Origin of the sequence: Paenibacillus alkaliterrae, from assembly GCF_021532375.1 — a bacterium.
GTDB classification, from domain to species: Bacteria; Bacillota; Bacilli; order Paenibacillales; family Paenibacillaceae; genus Pristimantibacillus; species Pristimantibacillus alkaliterrae.
Genome location: NZ_JAKGAP010000017.1, coordinates 110,983 through 128,933, shown reverse-complemented (window position 1 = coordinate 128,933; position 17,951 = coordinate 110,983). Strand labels below are relative to the sequence as shown.

The following is a 17,951-nucleotide window of genomic DNA, read 5'->3' as shown; positions in this document are numbered from 1 at the left end:
ATCTTCCATCAACTCCTTTATTATTTTCTTTGCTTTGTTTGCCCGTTTGCCTTGCAACCGACAACTGAATACGGTTACGATTTGAATCAAGTCTTCAACCAGTTCTTGTTCTTCCGCTGGAAATCATCTCAAAAGAGTATCCTTTAGCAAGCATGTACATTTTGATGTTTTCAATCTGTCGCTCAAGATCATCTTTCTGTTTTGGACTGGATACGCGGGCATAACCCACGATCATTCTTTGAGCTGGTTCTTTCTTGCGCAGAAGCTCGTTTAGCTGTGTCTGGGAGTAATACCTGTATCCACTATCGCTGACATGATGCGGCTTCAGTTTTCCTAGCTTGTCCCAGTTCCTTAATGTTTGTTGGGTGACTCCGATCATCTTGGCGAAATCACCAATTCCGTATAGTTTCATTCCATCACCTCTATAACATTAGAACATTTTTTATAGAGATTATAGAAATTTAATAGATATTCACTATCTGTTAATCACCCTCCTGTAGCGAATGGTTCTATTTTAGCTCGCTTGCAGGTACCGCGTCCATGTCCGTGAAGGTATAGTTCTCGCCAGCCATCGACCAGCAGAACGTGTAATTGCTAGTGCCTACGCCCGAGTGAATCGACCATGGAGGAGAAATGATCGCCTGATCATTCGCCACAACCAGATGTCTGGTCTCCGACGGCTCGCCCATCATATGGAACACGCGGGCATCATCGTTCATGTCAAAATACAGGTAAGCTTCCATCCGGCGGTCATGCACATGGGAAGGCATCGTATTCCAAACGCTGCCCGTCTTCAAGCTTGTTACGCCGAGCATAAGCTGGCAGCTTTGAATGCCGTCCGCGTGGATATACTTATAAAGAATCCGCTCATTGGACGTTTCCTGCGAGCCAAGATGAGTCGGGTTCGCTTCCTCCATCGTCATTTTGCGAGTGGCAATTTCAGCATGCGCCAGAGCGGAGCAGAAGTACAGCTTAGCCGGATTTGCTTGGTCTGCGCTGGACAGCAGCACCTGACGTTTGCCCTTGCCGACGTACAGCACGTCAAGCTTGTTCAGCTCATAAATCTCGCCGTCGACCGAAATCTTAGCCGGACCGCCGATATTCAGGAAGCCGACTTCGCGGCGCTCCAGGAAATACTCGGTTTTCAATGTTGCCGCAGCTTCCAGCTCAAGCGTTTCATTGACTGGGAGCGCGCCGCCGACGACCATGCGGTCATAGTGCGTATATGTCATTTTAATCTGATCTTGTTCAAACATACTCTCGATCAGAAACTCGCTGCGCAGACGCTCAGTCGTATATTGCTTAACATCAGTCGGGTTCGTTGTGTGACGTACTTCCATGGGGGTAAAACCTCCTAATAGGTTTGTTATTGTTCGTTTATTATAATAACATACATTTACGAACGTAAAAAGAACATTTTTTTATACATGCCTTACCAACAACTACTAAGCAAACTTATCATTCTTCCACCACGATTTGGTGAAAGGCTGAAATAAGCTTCTAACTAATTAATTACGCGGGTTCACGGCTGCAACGGCGGCATGAACTGAAAAAAACGCCAGTTCATATGTCTCAGACACGCTCAATAAAGCAATTATCGGGAAACGGGGGTAATTCACCGAAAGACTATGGAGAAACCCAACATAGAGCGCCAGATGGGGCCTGCGAGGGCGAAGTTACTGGAGAAATCCAACTTAGCGGGCCGGATGGGGCATACGCAGGCAAAGTTAAAAACAAATCGTCCACGAATAATTTAGCGGATTATTTTCCAGTTAATCCGTCGTACATCTCGGTGGCGCGGCGCTATTCGGTTAACAGGCATAATAGGATCTGAAGAACCTTTTGCATGAATCTCAGTCTTCCCCCTGATGGATATCCATTTCACGATAGATTTCATTCAGTGACGGGGGAGTCTGCCTTCGGGATGGGGATGGAGCCCGTGTCAAATCGTAAACCATGACAACAACAATGAGAAATACAGTTGATCCTAACAATAGCGTTCCTGATTCCCATGAATCCGTTAATTCCAGCACGAGGACCGAAAACAGCAGTGCCGGGAAAATAAAAAGAATTATAAACAGAAATAAAAAAATTCTCCATATGAATTTTCTTATATCATTCATGGCAAGCTCCTTTAAGTAAGTAATAGTGTTCTTACTAATAGGTATGCCGCAAAGGGTTATCCCTATATTTGAATTTCATCAAATCCTGCTTAGTTGAAATAATCGTATGTATTTATCAAGTCAACTGTCGATCCCTTCAGGCGGCTCTCTAAAGTAAAAAACCGGAATCCATAAGGATTCCGGCAGCTTTTTCAGCTGTTGCTACTACTGTTGCTTCCCGTTCTATACGCGTTCCTTCACCCATACAGACATCTCGCCTTTATCGCGGTTTGCCCAAGCATAATAAGGGATAAAGGTTGCGTCAACCGGATTAAGCTTTATGTTAGAGTCCGTACGGTACAACTGTGTACCCCACTCCTCAATCTCCAACCTGAACGCCTCAGCATTAATGACCTTTAATCCGCCTGCAAGCTGCTCGTCTGAGGCTACTTCAAGCTTAGAGTCCTGCGGCAAAATAAGCTGCTGAAGCTGCGGGCCGTTATCCGCTTCCTCGACGCAATAAACGAGCGGTCCGCGCTGCAGCGCGACCTTGCCGGCATTTTGCTTCACGAGCGGATGGCTTCTGACGCGCATGACCGGCATCTCAAGAACAAGCTCCGCCACATCGCCCGTTATCCACTGACGATCGATGATCGCATAGCCGTCCACTGTTACATTTGCTATGGTGTATGCCTTTCCGTTTACTAGCACCTCTGCCTTCGAGGACCAATCCGGCAGACGAAGCGCAAGCGCGAACGTTGCAGGCTGTTGAAGCGTTACCTCGTAACGAACCTTGCCTTCCCACGGCATGCTGGAATGCTGATTCAACTGAAGCTTCGTTTCACCCAGCATAAGCTCGACTTGACCGCCGATATACAGGTGGGAGTACACCGTATTTTCCTTCACCGAATACATATATTCACCAAGCGAAGCGAGCAAACGGGCAATATTCGGCGGGCAGCAGGCGCAGCCGAACCATTCCTGGCGTACCGGCTTCACATGATTGAAGTTTTTATTGCGGCCCTCGCATACCTCCGGCGTCACCTCGAGCGGATTGACGTAGAAGAAATGCCTGCCGTCGCGCGACATGCCCGCGATTACCGTATTATAAAGCGCACGCTCCATGACGTCTGCATAGCGGCTGTTCGGTTCAAGCTGCAGCATGCGGTGGGCGAAGAAAATGAGCCCGATCGAAGCGCAGGTTTCAGAATAGACCGTATCATTCGGCAAATCATAATCGAATGAGAAGGCTTCGCCATGGGCCATCGACCCAATGCCGCCTGTAATATACATTTGTTTGGAAGCGATGTTATCCCACAGCCTGCGGCAAGCCTCGAGCAAGGACTGGTCGCCTGTTTCGCGCGCCACGTCAGCCATTCCGGCCAGCATGTAAACGACACGCACCGCGTGTCCGACCGCAGCCTCCTGTTCCCTTACCGGCTTATGAGCCTGAAAATATTCATGGTCGATATGGATTTTGTTTTTGTTCCAATGCGTCGTCCAGCCTCTGCGGTCGGCCTCTTCCACGAAGAAGCTCGGCTGCTGGCCGCGTTTATCAATGAAATAACGGCTGATCTCCAAATATTTGCGCTCGCCCGTCGTTTCATAAAGCTTAACAAGCGCAAGCTCGACTTCCTGATGGCCGTCATAACCGGCGATTTGCCCCGGAGCGTCACCGAATACGACCGCAATATCATCCGCGATGCGGCAGACGATATCGAGCAGCTTGCGCTTGCCCGTTGCTTGATAATAGGCGACACCGGCTTCAATCATATGACCGGCCGAGTACAGCTCATGGCATTCGGTCAGGTTCGTCCATTTGGCCTCTGGCTCCTTGATCGTAAAATACGTGTTCAAGTAGCCGCTTGGCTGCTGCGCCTTCCCGATAATGTCGATCATATCGTCCGCAACCTGCTCCAGCGCAGCGTCCCGCTTCGTGACGAGCAAGTAGGCAACCGCTTCCAACCATTTGGCAACGTCGGTGTCCTGGAACACGAAACCGTAGAAATCACCCTTCTCGAGTCCCGCCGCAATTTTAAAGTTGTTTACTGCGCCGCTGCGCTCCGCGCCTTCAACCCGGTCATTAATGGCTTCCCATTGATAAGGAACGACGACGTCCCTCACGAGATTAATATAATAATTCCAGAAATCATCCTGAATTTGCACTTGCTTCAACGAAACGGGCTTTGCTTTATCCTTGCTTATTGTTTGTCCCATATCCGACCGCTCCTCACATTTAAACTTATAAATTTCATACTGCTAGCTTTTATTTTATGCGTTACAATAAAACAAAACTATAAATGAAAAAAACCTATTTCTTATAAAATTTCACACAAGCATTAAAGGGGGATCTCGGCCATGGAGAGAAAAGATCAGGTATATTTCGCGGCGCCGCCGCTTCCGTATTATCTGGAAAGCGGAGAAACGTTCCATGTCCACGGGGATCAGCATCCGAGCCGGAAGCAGCTCGGCGTATTCGATTTGATCCTGATGGAATCGGGTCAATTGTTCATCGGCGAGGAGGAACAGCAATGGGCGCTGACGGCCGGACAAACGCTGCTGCTGCTGCCCGACCGTTACCATTATTCCATTAAGCCTTCCGAGGAGCCGACCCATTTTTACTGGGTTCATTTTCAAGCCTTGGGTGAATGGCAGCAGCAATCCGACCAAGAGCACGCGAGCCTTAGCCACGACGCCCATTACCAGCGGTTTCTTACCTCGCCTTATTCGCTCCATCTGCAAAAAAAATGGACGCTCCCCTATCCCGAGCAGGCATTCCGTCTGATGCGGACGCTGAACAAAGCGGGAGGGGAGCGCCAATCGAGCGCCTTTTGGACGCAGCAGCAAGCGTTCGAGGAGCTGCTTCGCATGATGGACCTGCGGCAAAACGAAAGCTATACGAGTCCCGTCGTCACATTGGCCGAGAAAACGGAGGCTTATCTAAAAAACAACTACCGCTCCGAGATTACAGGCAAGACGCTGACGGATACGCTCAATTTCCATTACAACTACATTACCCGCTGCATGAAGCAGGTATACGGCATGACGCCGGTCGAGTATTTATTGAAATTCCGTATGGAGCAGGCCAAGCTGCTGCTGCTCAAAACCGAATGGCCGATCGCCGAAATCGCGCTACATGTCGGGTTCGAAAACGTCCCTTATTTTTCTAATTGCTTTACGAATCAGATCGGGCTTCCTCCCAGCAAGTACCGTAAACGGTACACGACTTAACGCCGTCAAGGTTCAACGACCGGAAAATAAACCGTATAGCTTCTCGTCTTTGATCTCGTAAAGCGGAATGAAGCGGAAGCCGCGTTCCTGACCGGCCGCCCGGTAATAGCCGGGATTCCACCAGCTGTGATTCCGTTCGCGGTCCGGCGCAAGCAGCGTCTCCGGCTGCTCGGGATTGCCGTATAACCGCCGCTCCTCATCCACCAATCCGGCAAGAACAATCGGGCCGTCCATAAAAGCGAACGTGCCGGGCTCGCCCGGCAGCTGTTCGGCCGTCAGCTTCTTCGGAAGTTGTTGGAGAACGGGAGCATTTGTTTTTAAAGAAGGGGCTTCATCATTGGGGATTGCCGAAGACCGAGCCGGGAACCTCCTGGTACTGGATTCATTTCACGGCCGTCATGGACGATAGGGTCAGCTACAAAGAGCATCTGCCGATGCTTGAGCTGGGCCATTATTACCCTCATCATTATGAATATCGTTTCGAGATGCCCAAGCATGGAGCCTCCTCCTTCCATCAAACGCTGGAAAACAGACTGCTGAAGCTTTTGGATGATTATCATCTGCTGCAGGTGCATGGAATGACGAGAATCAGCGTTCAGGCCTATCTATTGTTTTTGGACCTCCATCAGGCCACGGTCAAGCATGAGGCTGGGGAAAGCAGCTTTGGAAAAAGGGATACGGTCGCAGGCAGGGTCATGTCCTAGAGCATGCGGATAGATACTTTGATTCGGAGAGCTTAAGCGGACATTTGAAGCTGAATTACAGCTACTTGTCATCGGCATTTAAGAAGCTCACCGGTCAAAGCATCATTGAAGTCCATACGAAGCTCCGGATGAACAAGGCGATCGACCTGATGCGGAATACTTCATGCGGCATTTCTATAAGTCTTAAATCAAAATACGTTTTTGAGAAGGAGAAAGCTATGTGCCGAAATATTAAAACGTTATTTAATTTCGACCCTCCGGCGACAGAAGAGGAAGTTCAGGCCGCATCGCTCCAATTCGTAAGAAAGCTGTCGGGATTCCAATCCCCGTCGAAAGCGAACGAGGAGGCGTTTGGGCGTGCTATTCGGGAGGTGACTGCGGCTGCCCAGACTTTATTGGACTCGCTGGTGACTAACGCGGACCCTCGCAATCGCGAAGTCGAGATCGAGCGCGCCCGCACCAGAAACGCCAAACGGTTCGGAAGCGGAGAGGATTGACAAGTGATTGATTTAGATTGAATGGGCCCTACAAAAAGAGAACGCCCAGCAGCTGAGCGTACTCTGACTCCTCAATCGGCAATGTAAAAAGCCGGTCACATAATCGAAGGCTTCGGGCTGTCCCATAAGTAGATTTATCTACTTATGGGACAGCCCCTTAGAATCTTTATCGGAGCTATAATCTGGAATTTCGGTTCCGGTATAGCAAATAAATGAAGAATGGCGCGCCCACCCCTGCGGTAAACACGCCTACAGGAATGTCATAGGGAATAAAGGCCGTTCTTGCGATCAGATCCGCAACGACTACAATCAGGCCGCCGATTAATGCGGATACGGGCAGCACGCCTCCGAATGAAGGGCCGATCATTCTGCGGGTCATGTGCGGTGCGATTAGGCCAATAAACGAGATCCCGCCGCCTACGGCGACTGCGCTTCCGGCAAGCGCCACACTAATCCACATCAATACGAATCGCTGGCGCTGTACGGCGCTGCCTACGCCCGCCGCAATATCGTCGCCAAGCTGCAGAACATTCACGTTGCGCGCATTTGCCATTGCGAGCGGTATAAAGAAAAACGTCCAGGGAAGAAGCGCCCAAACCATTTCCCAGCTCGTTCCATAGACCGTTCCAGTTAACCATATGTATGCTTCGCTTGACGAATAAATCGGACTTAATACGAGCATTACTTTCGTTAACGATACGAGTAAAAAATTCATGCCGATTCCGATGAGCACAAGACGGATCGCCGAAACGCCTTTCTTCCATGCCAGTGAATAGATGATCATCGATGTGATCCCGGCACCAATCATGGCTGCGACCGGGAGCCATTTGATACTGACCTCTGAAAAATAGGTAATGAATGCAACCGCCGCGACGGACGCTCCGCTCGTAATCCCTATAATATCCGGAGACGCGAGAGGGTTTCGAATCACGCCTTGCAAAATAGCTCCTGCCGCGGCAAGCGAGGCTCCGACCAAAAAAGCGGCTATAATGCGCGGCAATCTTAAGGTTTGGATAACAATCGTATGATCGTCGGTTCCTCTACCCAAAATCGTCTTCACGACGTCAATCGGACCAATATTCATATCACCCAAGCCCGTGCTAATGATAAGAACCGCCAAATTGGCCAGGATTAACGCGACCGCAATCGACAACGTTTTTCTTCGGAACCTTATCGAAACCGGCAGTTTGCCGGAACGAAGCGCAGAGAAATACTTCATGATTTTTCGAGCCCCCTTCGCGCAACGTAGATGAAGAAGGGAATTCCGACAATCGCCGTCACGGCGCCGACCGGAAGCTCTTCCGGCATGACGATAAACCGGGCCGCAATGTCGGAAAGAAGAAGCAGTATCGCTCCAAGTATGGCACTGTACGGAATAATCCACCGATAATCGATACCGGCAAAAAAACGGGCTATATACGGAATGACCATTCCAATAAAGCCGATCGGGCCCGCAATGGCAACCGAACATCCAGCAAGTATACCGATAATCACTCCGGCCGCAATTTTCACTGCCAGCGTTCGCTGTCCCAGCCCTTTGGCTGCATCTTCCCCCATCGTTAATACATTGATATGCCTTGCGATAAGCAGCGCAGCTATCCAACTGACAGCCATGAAAGGCCAAACAGCGGACAGCATTTCCATCGTCCGACCCGCAACAGAGCCCGTTAACCAGAACAGCACATCGTTCAAGCCTTGCTCGTCAAGGACAAGCATGCCTTGTGTAAAGGAAGAAAATAAAGCGCTTAATGCCGCACCCGCCAAAATGATTTTTAACGGCGTCAATCCGTCCCGGCCGATCGATCCAAGCAGGTAAGCAGCAGCAGCTCCGACCGACGCCCCTAAAAAAGAAATCCACATTAATGACGACGTCGATGATACGGACAACACGGTAATCGCAAAGACAATAAAAAAAGACGCGCCGTAGTTGATGCCGAGCACATTCGGATCCGCCAGCGGATTTCTTGTAATGGCCTGGATAAGTGCCCCGGCAATTGCCAAGCTTGCTCCTATGGCAGCCGCGATGAACGCTCTTGGCATACGGGAAGTTTTGATAATAATTTGATTGTTCGAGCTTTCATCGTAATGTGTAAACGATTGAACGACGTCGCTGAATTCGACCTTTGTCGCGCCAAGAGCGATACTTAAGTAAATGCAAGCAATCAGCAGGAGGGCTCCGATAATAATCCCCAGACTTTTAGCGATAACCCCCGGTAAAACGTTCCCCATTTACTTCTCTCCAGTCTCAATACGCATAAAAGAATGAGCGCAATCACCCATTCTTTTATGCCGCTTATGTGATTCCCTGCTTGATCCGCATTACTCCAAATCGAAATAGAAATACAGATCATCCATCATCATTTTGGCTGCCGTCGCTCCGCCGGACATATTCCAAGTGACGTCGTTTACCTTGTAATACTTGCCGTTTTTGATGCCCTTCAAGTTTTTCCAGAGCGGATTGGAAGTCCAATCCTGCTGCGATTTGAACGATTTTTCATCGCCGGCCCAGTCGGACGTAATATCAAATATAACATCTCCGTCCAGCATTGGAATCTGCTCTTTCGAGCTTAAGCCAACGACGACCTTCCCTTCAACTTGTTGGGCTTTAGGTCGGGCCATGCCAAGCTCTTGCAGGATCGTCCCCGCAAATCCGGTGACATAAAACCGCGCGCTTCCATCGGGTTGGAATCGAATGATGGACACTTCTGTTTTGAGTCTATTTCCCATTTTCGATTTAAAATTCGCGACCCGTTTATTCCAATCCGCCATAAAAGCATCGGCTTCATCCTGTTTGTTCAAAGCTTCTGACGCAATCACCATGTTCGTTTTCCAATCAAAGACGTCTGTTGTCATCATCGTCGGGGCGATTTTGGATAATTGGTCGTAAATCTTTTCATGACGAAGTTTGGATCCGATAATCAAGTCCGGTTTCAATGCGACAATCGCTTCCAAATTCGGCTGAATTTCGTTGCCGAGGTTTTTGACGCCGCCCATGTCCGCTCTCAAGTAGTGGTACCATGGCTGTTGGACCCAGGATTCTACCGCACCCACCGGTTTAACGCCCAGTGTTAACGAAATGTCAACCATTCCGTTAAACAATACGACTACTCGCTGCGGAACGCTGTTTAAAGCCGTTTTCCCCATGGCGTGGGTGATTGTCTTTTTGCTCTCGATCGAAACTGTTTTTGCGGCTGCGTTCCAACTTACCCACAGACCGAGCGACTCTCCAAGGAATCGCAGCGGGACAAGAGTTCGTCCGTTTTGGATGACAGGCGCTGTGTCCATGGCGACCGCCTTTCCGTCCACCTTGCCTACTTTGCTGTTCACAGTAAGCTCAACGGTCCTTTTCCCCTTTACGACCGTTATTTTCCCGGCTTTTTGATCCCATTTTACGTCGGCTCCGATTTTTTCGGCTAGCGTTCTGTAAGGGACTACTGTGCGACCGCTCACAGTCTTCGGCGACACGTCAAATGAAATCTTATTACCATCCAAGACGACGGTTATCGCGGCAGCGGCGGCCGCAGTGTAAGGAACAGCTCCAAATGCTAGAATAATCGCAATTGATAATGCTAAATACCGGTACATCGATTTGAACATTGCTTAATCTCTCCTCTTGTCATATGTATTTGATACTGATAATCATTTTCATTTATGATCATAAACTTGTAATATCTTTCTGTCAAGAGTTAATTTTCCGTTGTAGCCTATTATTCAATGCCCAGCTTTTCGGCTAATTGTCTGAACCCTTGATAGATTTGATAGTCAATCTGTATGACAGCTTCCATATCGATTTCTTCCGCTTTTGTTTGTTCGGCCAGATTCGTGATTTTCTCGTCAAGGAACGTATACATATCCGCAACGCCCGCTTTAATATCGGATTTCACGGCATCCCAAGCCTGAATGATTTGGCCGGCAATCGCTTTTACTTCCTCGGTATCGCCGTTCTCGGCCTTTTGCTTTAAATCTTTCGCAAGCGACCTGATCTCCTTCACAGCCTTCTCCATTCCGGCTTTGCCGGCATCTTTTGCGGCAGGTGCATCCTGCTCTTTTTTATTCATGATCGAGCCGCCAACAGCCGTGTTTGCCGCTTTATTCGCTGCAATCGCTTTTTTAACCTCTTGGGTTTGTTTGGATTGTTTGGGTTCTTCTTTTTCTTCCTTTTCAACGGTTTCTTTTACTTCGGTTTCGTCTTTTGCCGCTTTTGATTCTTCAACTTCTTTTACTTCTGCCGCTGCTTCCGTCTCTTCCGCCCGCGATTCATTTGTCTGTTCTTCCTTATCTCCCCCGTCATTCGTGCTTAATCCGGAATCGTTTGTAACCGTCGTTACCGTGTGGTCTCCCAAATCTTCCTTATTTTCGGATTCCGATCCGCATCCGGCCAAGATGATTACGCACACAAGGACAGCCATTACGTACAATTGCCTCACCCGAGATTCCCTCCCCATCGTTATGTAAAACTCAACAATTTCTATTTTAAAACAAATGATAATGATTATCAATATAAAAATGATAATGATTATCAAATTTGCCCCAACGGAAAAGGCAGATCCGTCAAGTGAGACCTAGGCACACTAAAAATGAGTACCCGCAAAAATGCATGCAGGTACTCATTCACTTTAAACCCCTATTTTTTCTTTATTCTCTTCTTCCAGAGAAACTAGATATAAAGGATTGCGAACTTCACCATATTCTGAGGCATGCGGACGGTCATCGTCATCCTCATATCCATAATCAATGATACGATTACGATTTAAGCACAGCTTGGTAAAAGTAGGCTTCAGCAGGTCAAAAAGGCGGAATCTTTCTTCCAATTCCGGAAAACGTGCTTGATAATCCTCAATGGCTTTCCTGAGCTGCTTCCAAAACGTTTCTTCCGGATACTCGTAATAGGTATACAAAACATCAGCCAAGTAACGCAAATGACATACAAAGAGCCCTGTGAAAATAAACTGGCAAAGCCCTTCTGCCGTTTCGCTGCGCAGGACAGGCTTTAACTCCTCAGGCAGCGATTGTAGTTCAGGTAGCGGTTCCTGGCTTACATTTACATCGTCCACAAAGTCCTTCATCGCCAAACGGTGCGGTGCGGAATTCTTCAAGATCAGAACCGTATTCTGTCCATGCGGGGAAAAAACGGTGCCATACTGATACAAATAGTGAAGCAGCGGCGGCAGAACAACCTGGAACAGCTTCCCAATCCATACTTCTGGACTTAATCCTGAACGTTCAATCAGGGAAGCGATAAACGGCTTTCCTTGAAAATCGACATACAGCAGCGAAGCTAATGTAATTGCCCTTTCCTCCTCTTCCAGGAAGGAATAAATGCCTTCGCGCCAGATGCAGCCAAGCATCTCCAGATACTGATAAGGTGCACCTTGCAGCTTGCTGTAATACGGGTGATCATAGTTGAGACTGGCCACTTCACCGGGCAAAATCACCCTACATTCATCCCGCAGGAATGGATCATGATCGCGAATCTTATGAATGTATTCTGTAATGGTCGGTGCGACCACGGTGCGCTCTCCCGGCAATCCGCGATACACTAAGGTATTGAGAATACTCATTGGCAATTTTACATGATGCTTTTCTTTTTGGCTTGTATTGACAAAAGTGCGAATCGACTGCTGCGGTAAATATTCATCTGTTCCATCTCCAAGCGGAACGATGGCTTTTTTGGCAATATCCCCGGGAAAAAACTGAACAATCACATTTTCCCACTGCCATTCATGAACAGGAAGGAAGAAATACTTGGAGTCATCCAAACCTTGTTTCCATAATTCTTCTTTAAATTGTTCGAAGATAGTGTCACCCACTTCCTTTCGAATCAAATCTTCATGACTTAACCCCGAAACGGCATGAAAACTTGCAAATTCCTGATGAACGGCAATCCATGACAGCTTGATCGGCTTCTTTTGCTCCGGTGCATAGGATAAATAGTCCTGGTAATCGAATCCAATCCGGCCCTTATTGTATGTAATCCAAGGATGCCCTTCCATCTCACCTTCCAGTTCCGCATAATCCAAATCGGCCAAATCGACATCCTGCTTTTGCTTCTTGACGAAGATATGGGCATCTGCCAATAGAGTGTTATTGTATTCTTTGATTAAATGTCCCGTTGTCAGCGGATTCATCCCGACCGTTTGCTGAATATCCAGGATAAATTGCAGCGGATTAACGGCCGCTTCCCATTTCCCTTCAGAAAAACGGCGGATGGTTTCGGAATCGACGTGATAGCTGTCCATAAAACGCTCTTCCGCCTCGAATTGGTATTTCACATTTTCGCTTTCATGCTCTGCTTTCAATTCAAGCCGATACACTTTCCGCTTCCCTTTTTCTTCGACCACTTCCGGATGAATAATTTCTTCGTACATAAATTCCGATATCATTTTAGTCAATAGATTCAGACTTACCTCATCCCATATCTCCGGCTTCACGATTTCCTGTATGTGATCTTTGTTCTTCATACCTATCACTCCTCCGTCTTTTTAATGATTTAACAATCAAACACCTTTGTTTCTTGAGTAGTTGACCGGCTCTCACTTCGAAAAATGGTTAAACGGGCCAAGCCAAGATTGACCAGGCAGATTACGGCTGCAATGATCAACGGGAACGCCGGGTTGTATGAGGTTACCAAGGATGATGCCAATAATGGCGCCGCCAATAGGCCAATATTTTGAAACGAGGCGGCCATCGTATAATTCAGATGCAAACTATCCCTGCTTCGTTGAAACAAATAAATCTCCAAAGCAGCTTGCGAAACGGCAAGAAAGAAGCCGTAAAATACCCTTCCAAGCAATAGAAGCATCAAACTGTTGGTCGCCCCCTGCAAAAACAGACTGCCGGACAACATACCTACGGCAAAAAGATAGACGGAAGTCAACCTTTCAGGAATGCAAGCCTTTCGGATAAACGGATAGGCCAGAATGGCCATCAGGCTAGGGGCGATGAAAATCCAGCTGCTCTCTGTCAAAGATAAGCCAAAATCGTTTACTGTATATGTTATAAAATAGGGGCGGATCACATTGTTCGCCGTATGAAAGGTGAAAATCACCAAACCGATCGTCAGCATGAACCCAATCGAGTGGTTGCCAACCCGAGGGGAATTCTTTTCGATGCTCTTCTGTTTTTTTGAAAAGACCTTTCGTAAGGCGAACCAGCAGATAATCCATAACCCAAGATCACAAACGGCCATCCAGTAAAAAAGGTCTAAAGGTTCATTCAGCTTCAACAGACATGCCCCTAGTAGGGTCCCCATTATAACTGCTGAATGTAAAACCACATGATAGCAACCTGCTACCGCAGCATTCTGCTTATGTCCACCCAATTCGATGAGCAAAGGATAAATCAGCAAGAAGCTGCTTTTTCCGATAAGCAGCAGCACCGTAAAAATAAGAAATTGTTCCGCATTCGCGGACGCACCCATCCCGATCAGCATGAATACAGAGATCCATTGCCCGGTGAACAGCAGGTACTTCACTTCATAGCGTTTGGCCAATAATCCCCAGATCGGAGCTGATATCACCACCGTCAAGCGGGCCATAAAAATATAGAAGCCGGTATATTCCAAATCCTTAATATCGAATACTTTCTCAAAAAATTGAGGATAGAACGGTGATAAAGCGACTTCCGTAAAGACGAAGTAAAAGATGCAAAAAAACAATATGGCTTGAATCCCTTTTGGCTGAACCACTGCTTTATCCGATCCCAAACTGAGTAAATACATTTCGGCTGCGGACGGGATATGCTTCCCTGTTGGCCAGATGGTTAATAATCACCGAGTTGCGGTATGCTCCCAGCCCCAAATCGGGAGCTCCCACCCCATGCGTATGCATTTCACCGTTCTGCACAAAAATTTTGTTCGGTATATCCTCCGTCAGTTTTAACTGGTAGTTATCCTGAACGATATACCTTCCGTATTCATCCCAGTGGATCAGGGAGTGTAGGCTGGCCAAGCATCCGGGAACCATACGGTGATAACCGGTTGCCGCAATGACGACGTCGCTGTCATGGCTGAAGACTTGTTCCTGTTCCCACTGCATGCATGATAGACGGTATGCGGCGTCACCTTCTTCCGTATGCAGCCGCTGCACCTCAGACACCTCCGTCATGGCCATCATGCGTACCGGAGGCTTCTCGCCTCCTACTGAACGCTCGTACAGGACATCATAGATATCCGAGATCGTTTTTGCGCTGATTCCCTTATATAATAAATCCTGCTTGGGGATTATGCGGTCCTTTTTGTCTTGCGGCAATTGATAAAAATAGCGCGTATATTCCGGCGAAAAATGCTCCAGCCCCAATTTTGAGTATTCCATAGGAAAAAATCCTTTGGAACGGGTGAACCAATCCAAACGGTATCCGTATACCTGCTGTTCCCTCAAGAGGTCGAGAAACACTTCCCCCGCACTTTGCCCCGAACCGATGACCGTAATCGATTTTGCCCGGCTGCATCGTTCTTTCCGGTACAGAAATTCCGCCGAATGAAAAACATCGTCAGAAGAATGGGAGGAGAAACAATCCGGCAAATACGGAACGTTTCCAACCCCTAATGCCAAATGCCGGGCCTGATAATACTCCGTTTTACCGGAATGAATATCTTTGGCCTCGACTTCAAAATAACCTTCTCCATAGGGCTCATTTTTCCATTTAATTTCAGTGACCTGCTGACCGAAGCAGCAACTGCTCAATTGTTCAGCTACCCATTGGCAATAATGGTTGTACTCCCTGCGCGGAATATGGAACCGTTCAAGAAAATAAAATTTATACAGCCGTTCATGTTCGTGCAAGTAATTCAGAAAACTGAAGCGGCTCGTCGGATCAGCCATTGTCACTACATCGGCAAAAAAAGGGACCTGAAGGGTCGTTTCTTCCATTAACAGGCCCGCATGCCATTGAAAGCGGGGCTTCTGCTCAAGAAATAAGGCGTTAATTCCTTCTACATCCTCAGATAAAGCGGCCAAGCCAAGGTTAAAAGGGCCTATGCCGATCCCAATCAAATCAAACATGTTGTTCGCTCCTGTATAAGTCTTGGATGTAATCGACATCCTTCCACCTCCCCAAAAATGTTTCACGGTAACAAAACATCAACAATGCCCGTTTATCCGGCAAATCAATCTCTTTTTGTGGCTCAAATCCGCATTTTTTAAAAATATGAATAACTTTTTCATTGCGAATATCCGGTTCAGTAATCACTTTTTTAGTATCCTGATGTTGGAACTGGAAAGCAGTCATTGCCCTTAACAGGGGTAAGGCATAACCTTTTCCCAAGAATTCCTCTGGACCAAATAAGAGATGGATGCCCTGATCGCCAGCCTCAACCTCATAATGCCCGGCGATAATATCGTCTTTGGCCCAATAGGACTCCCAATAGCTCATCGGTTTACCGTTCAAATGTCCGATGTATAAGGTTTGATGGCGATCTGCCAGCAGCTTTTGAAAGTACTCCCGGTATTGCGGAAAAGAGAAATTTTGCTTCCAAAACGGGATCACATGATTTTGATGATGCCAATGATGGAGCCTGTGCACATCTTCCTTTATGGTTGCGCAACGGAATGAAATGGTGCGGTCAATGTCCGGGTCATTAACTTCATAAGTAAATTTACCCTTAGCCTGCACTACCGATCAGCTCCTTCAGATTTAAAGGATTATCGATTTTCACATAGACCGATTGCGTTTCAAGCGAACCCGTCAGTTCATCCATATCATGAAAGCGTGTTAGAAGATTCGCTTTGCACGGAAGCTTGGCATGCGACAATAAGCTGGTTATCAATTGGGAAGAACTGTTATCGGGAATCTCGATCGTCTCCAAGACTCCCCTTAACTCCTGCAGAAGCTTTCTTTCTTCAATTAAGCCGCCTGTTCCGAAAGCGTTGATCAACCCTAACAAATGATTGAAAAAGAAATAATACCGCAAGCGCTCATCCGCAATCGCATCGGAACAAAGGGTGTTGCTTTTTTGGCTGATTCCGGGCAAAATATGGTTCAGTTTTTCATGATAGGATTGGCAATAATAGTATCCTTGGTTATCTCGAAAGAAAAATCGTTCCGGATAGCCTTCTTTCAGCCGAATGACACTATTTTGCTGGTGAGCCTCGATGGCGATTCCATAGGTGAAGTAAAGCCACATGATCGGTTTTAGAGATATATCCAGATATTTTTTGAACCAATCCATACTTACGTCTTCCGTAGAGCGTGCTTCTTTTTCAGCTAATTGCTTCATGATCTCAACCAACCGAGAAGAGTTTCCTTCGATTGAATCTTGGCACAAGGATGCCACCGGCGTGGAATTCCTTTCATCCCCAAATTTGAAAGGATTCTCCCGCAGAATGACTTCAAATCCTGATTCTTTTTCCCCATCGATATCAAGGGTGATAAAAGCAGGATCGCAAATCATTTGAAAACGGGAATGGTTAGCTTTCAACCGCTTGCCGATCTCGCTTTCCATCAACTTTTTGACCTCGATTCCCCTCTCCAATTCCTGATACTTATTGGCACGCACGGAATTGGTAATTTTTATATTCAATGAAAATTTAATCATATAATCTGATTCAGGATGGTAAACCGTTCTCAGGGAAGAGGTTGGATGATAGGCCCTTCCTTGCTGTCCGAGATCTTCCAACAAACCTTGTTCCATCAGCTTACGAACTTTAGGCTTGCTCATCAAAAATTGTGCCTGCCAAGGATGGATCGGAATCAGTGCGTACTCATCATCCTTGCCATATTTCGCCTTAAATTCATCCGTTATCTGGGGATCATTGTTCAGCAATTGCTTGATTATATCTGATGCCGTGTCCGCCAAAGCTGATCCTTGGCAAACGATCGATGTGTGTGCGCGGAAATAATGCAAAGGGAATTTTCCCTTTAATTCCGGAGAATAGGCCGGGGCATCCCATTCGGATATACCTTGTCGGCTTTTTGGGGTGGGATGCATTAAATGGCCAAATATTAATGCCTGTTCAGCGTCTATAAAATTCATGTCCAGCCCATACAGCTGTTCCGCATCCGGATATCGTTCGCTGACGTATTGCTCGATATTTTGGCAGCTGAGAATGACGCGCAGCATCAGCTCATCTTGCTTGGCTGCCTGTTTTCCAAAGGTGATGCTCAATTCTTTAACAATGAAGGTGACTAAAGTTATATAATCCAATTCAAATAGCTTTTGATGATCAGAATCGGAATAGAAAATAGGAAACAAAAATAAATGGCGTCCCGTGATGGACCAATAGCGCAGCGGAATGTATAAGTGAATGCCCTGCTGCGGTAACGGACAATGAAGCCATTGCTTTGCCAACGGTTGTTGATTTGCTGGATTCACTGCCACACTTTCGGCGTCCAGAAGTTTATATTGCCCGGATTCTCTTAAATAGCAATTTAAAAAACTTTGAATCGTTGCCTGTTCTGCAATCTGTTTATACTTCATA

15 protein-coding genes and 1 pseudogene are annotated in these 17,951 nt (G+C 47.2%); 3 read left to right on the top strand and 13 right to left on the bottom strand.

Going from position 1 to position 17,951, the window contains the following annotated elements; genetic code table 11:
• The 3 genes and pseudogenes from L1N85_RS09590 to L1N85_RS09580 form a co-directional block, all read right to left on the bottom strand.
• Positions 1 to 412 (bottom strand): annotated as a pseudogene (locus tag L1N85_RS09590) (MerR family DNA-binding transcriptional regulator); the annotation flags it as partial.
• 97 nt (positions 413 to 509) lie between these two features.
• Entirely contained in the window at positions 510 to 1,340 is an 831-nt protein-coding gene (kduI, locus tag L1N85_RS09585) for a 5-dehydro-4-deoxy-D-glucuronate isomerase (protein WP_235237331.1), read from the bottom strand.
• Positions 1,341 to 2,345: 1,005 nt separating this feature from the next.
• Positions 2,346 to 4,319 carry a glycoside hydrolase family 127 protein gene (locus tag L1N85_RS09580; protein WP_235237330.1) on the bottom strand — a complete coding sequence of 658 codons (1,974 nt, stop codon included), beginning with the start codon at positions 4,317 to 4,319 and terminating at the stop codon, positions 2,346 to 2,348.
• A gap of 141 nt (positions 4,320 to 4,460) precedes the next feature.
• On the opposite strand from L1N85_RS09580, the gene L1N85_RS09575 reads away from it, so the two are divergent.
• Positions 4,461 to 5,333: a helix-turn-helix transcriptional regulator gene (locus tag L1N85_RS09575; protein ID WP_235237329.1), complete on the top strand. Its 873-nt coding sequence runs from the start codon at positions 4,461 to 4,463 to the stop codon at positions 5,331 to 5,333.
• A gap of 12 nt (positions 5,334 to 5,345) precedes the next feature.
• On the opposite strand, the gene L1N85_RS09570 is transcribed toward L1N85_RS09575, so the two are convergent.
• The gene (locus L1N85_RS09570; RefSeq protein ID WP_235237328.1) at positions 5,346 to 5,567 is read right to left on the bottom strand and encodes a hypothetical protein; all 222 of its coding nucleotides are present in this window, start codon (positions 5,565 to 5,567) and stop codon (positions 5,346 to 5,348) included.
• Between the two features lie 77 nt (positions 5,568 to 5,644).
• Here L1N85_RS09570 and L1N85_RS09565 point away from each other — a divergent pair, with 77 nt between their 5' ends.
• Both L1N85_RS09565 and L1N85_RS09560 read left to right on the top strand, forming a co-directional pair.
• The gene (locus L1N85_RS09565) at positions 5,645 to 6,037 is read left to right on the top strand and encodes a hypothetical protein (RefSeq protein WP_235237327.1); all 393 of its coding nucleotides are present in this window, start codon (positions 5,645 to 5,647) and stop codon (positions 6,035 to 6,037) included.
• Between the two features lie 218 nt (positions 6,038 to 6,255).
• Complete coding sequence (locus tag L1N85_RS09560; protein ID WP_235237341.1) at positions 6,256 to 6,534, top strand: DUF2277 domain-containing protein; 279 nt, start codon at positions 6,256 to 6,258, stop codon at positions 6,532 to 6,534.
• Between the two features lie 175 nt (positions 6,535 to 6,709).
• On the opposite strand, the gene L1N85_RS09555 is transcribed toward L1N85_RS09560, so the two are convergent.
• The 9 genes from L1N85_RS09555 to L1N85_RS09515 all read right to left on the bottom strand — a co-directional run bounded on the left by L1N85_RS09555 (position 6,710) and on the right by L1N85_RS09515 (position 17,950).
• Complete coding sequence (locus L1N85_RS09555) at positions 6,710 to 7,753, bottom strand: FecCD family ABC transporter permease (RefSeq protein ID WP_235237326.1); 1,044 nt, start codon at positions 7,751 to 7,753, stop codon at positions 6,710 to 6,712.
• The gene (locus L1N85_RS09550; protein WP_235237325.1) at positions 7,750 to 8,763 is read right to left on the bottom strand and encodes a FecCD family ABC transporter permease; all 1,014 of its coding nucleotides are present in this window, start codon (positions 8,761 to 8,763) and stop codon (positions 7,750 to 7,752) included. Before L1N85_RS09550 ends, L1N85_RS09555 begins: the two co-directional genes overlap by 4 nt.
• A gap of 90 nt (positions 8,764 to 8,853) precedes the next feature.
• Positions 8,854 to 10,131: a stalk domain-containing protein gene (locus L1N85_RS09545; RefSeq protein WP_235237324.1), complete on the bottom strand. Its 1,278-nt coding sequence runs from the start codon at positions 10,129 to 10,131 to the stop codon at positions 8,854 to 8,856.
• Positions 10,132 to 10,241: 110 nt separating this feature from the next.
• Positions 10,242 to 10,961, bottom strand: coding sequence for a hypothetical protein (locus L1N85_RS09540; protein WP_235237323.1), 720 nt, complete (start codon positions 10,959 to 10,961; stop codon positions 10,242 to 10,244).
• A gap of 189 nt (positions 10,962 to 11,150) precedes the next feature.
• Complete coding sequence (locus L1N85_RS09535) at positions 11,151 to 12,995, bottom strand: IucA/IucC family protein (RefSeq protein ID WP_235237322.1); 1,845 nt, start codon at positions 12,993 to 12,995, stop codon at positions 11,151 to 11,153.
• A gap of 29 nt (positions 12,996 to 13,024) precedes the next feature.
• A complete protein-coding gene (locus L1N85_RS09530; RefSeq protein WP_328285192.1) occupies positions 13,025 to 14,254 on the bottom strand; it encodes an MFS transporter in 1,230 nt (409 codons plus the stop codon).
• Positions 14,226 to 15,575 carry a lysine N(6)-hydroxylase/L-ornithine N(5)-oxygenase family protein gene (locus L1N85_RS09525; protein ID WP_235237320.1) on the bottom strand — a complete coding sequence of 450 codons (1,350 nt, stop codon included), beginning with the start codon at positions 15,573 to 15,575 and terminating at the stop codon, positions 14,226 to 14,228. The genes L1N85_RS09530 and L1N85_RS09525 overlap by 29 nt, the downstream gene beginning before the upstream one ends.
• Complete coding sequence (locus L1N85_RS09520; RefSeq protein WP_407946355.1) at positions 15,529 to 16,146, bottom strand: GNAT family N-acetyltransferase; 618 nt, start codon at positions 16,144 to 16,146, stop codon at positions 15,529 to 15,531. The genes L1N85_RS09525 and L1N85_RS09520 overlap by 47 nt, the downstream gene beginning before the upstream one ends.
• Positions 16,136 to 17,950, bottom strand: coding sequence for an IucA/IucC family protein (locus L1N85_RS09515; protein ID WP_235237319.1), 1,815 nt, complete (start codon positions 17,948 to 17,950; stop codon positions 16,136 to 16,138). The genes L1N85_RS09520 and L1N85_RS09515 overlap by 11 nt, the downstream gene beginning before the upstream one ends.
• Position 17,951: the final 1 nt, after the last annotated feature.

Coding starts and splice junctions, on each gene's coding strand:
- kduI (WP_235237331.1), bottom strand. CDS start 1,340: ATGGAAGTACGTCACACAACGAACCCGACTGATGTTAAGCAATATACG.
- L1N85_RS09580 (WP_235237330.1), bottom strand. CDS start 4,319: ATGGGACAAACAATAAGCAAGGATAAAGCAAAGCCCGTTTCGTTGAAG.
- L1N85_RS09575 (WP_235237329.1), top strand. CDS start 4,461: ATGGAGAGAAAAGATCAGGTATATTTCGCGGCGCCGCCGCTTCCGTAT.
- L1N85_RS09570 (WP_235237328.1), bottom strand. CDS start 5,567: ATGGACGGCCCGATTGTTCTTGCCGGATTGGTGGATGAGGAGCGGCGG.
- L1N85_RS09560 (WP_235237341.1), top strand. CDS start 6,256: ATGTGCCGAAATATTAAAACGTTATTTAATTTCGACCCTCCGGCGACA.
- L1N85_RS09555 (WP_235237326.1), bottom strand. CDS start 7,753: ATGAAGTATTTCTCTGCGCTTCGTTCCGGCAAACTGCCGGTTTCGATA.
- L1N85_RS09550 (WP_235237325.1), bottom strand. CDS start 8,763: ATGGGGAACGTTTTACCGGGGGTTATCGCTAAAAGTCTGGGGATTATT.
- L1N85_RS09545 (WP_235237324.1), bottom strand. CDS start 10,131: ATGTTCAAATCGATGTACCGGTATTTAGCATTATCAATTGCGATTATT.
- L1N85_RS09535 (WP_235237322.1), bottom strand. CDS start 12,995: ATGAAGAACAAAGATCACATACAGGAAATCGTGAAGCCGGAGATATGG.
- L1N85_RS09530 (WP_328285192.1), bottom strand. CDS start 14,254: ATGTATTTACTCAGTTTGGGATCGGATAAAGCAGTGGTTCAGCCAAAA.
- L1N85_RS09525 (WP_235237320.1), bottom strand. CDS start 15,575: ATGTCGATTACATCCAAGACTTATACAGGAGCGAACAACATGTTTGAT.
- L1N85_RS09515 (WP_235237319.1), bottom strand. CDS start 17,950: ATGAAGTATAAACAGATTGCAGAACAGGCAACGATTCAAAGTTTTTTA.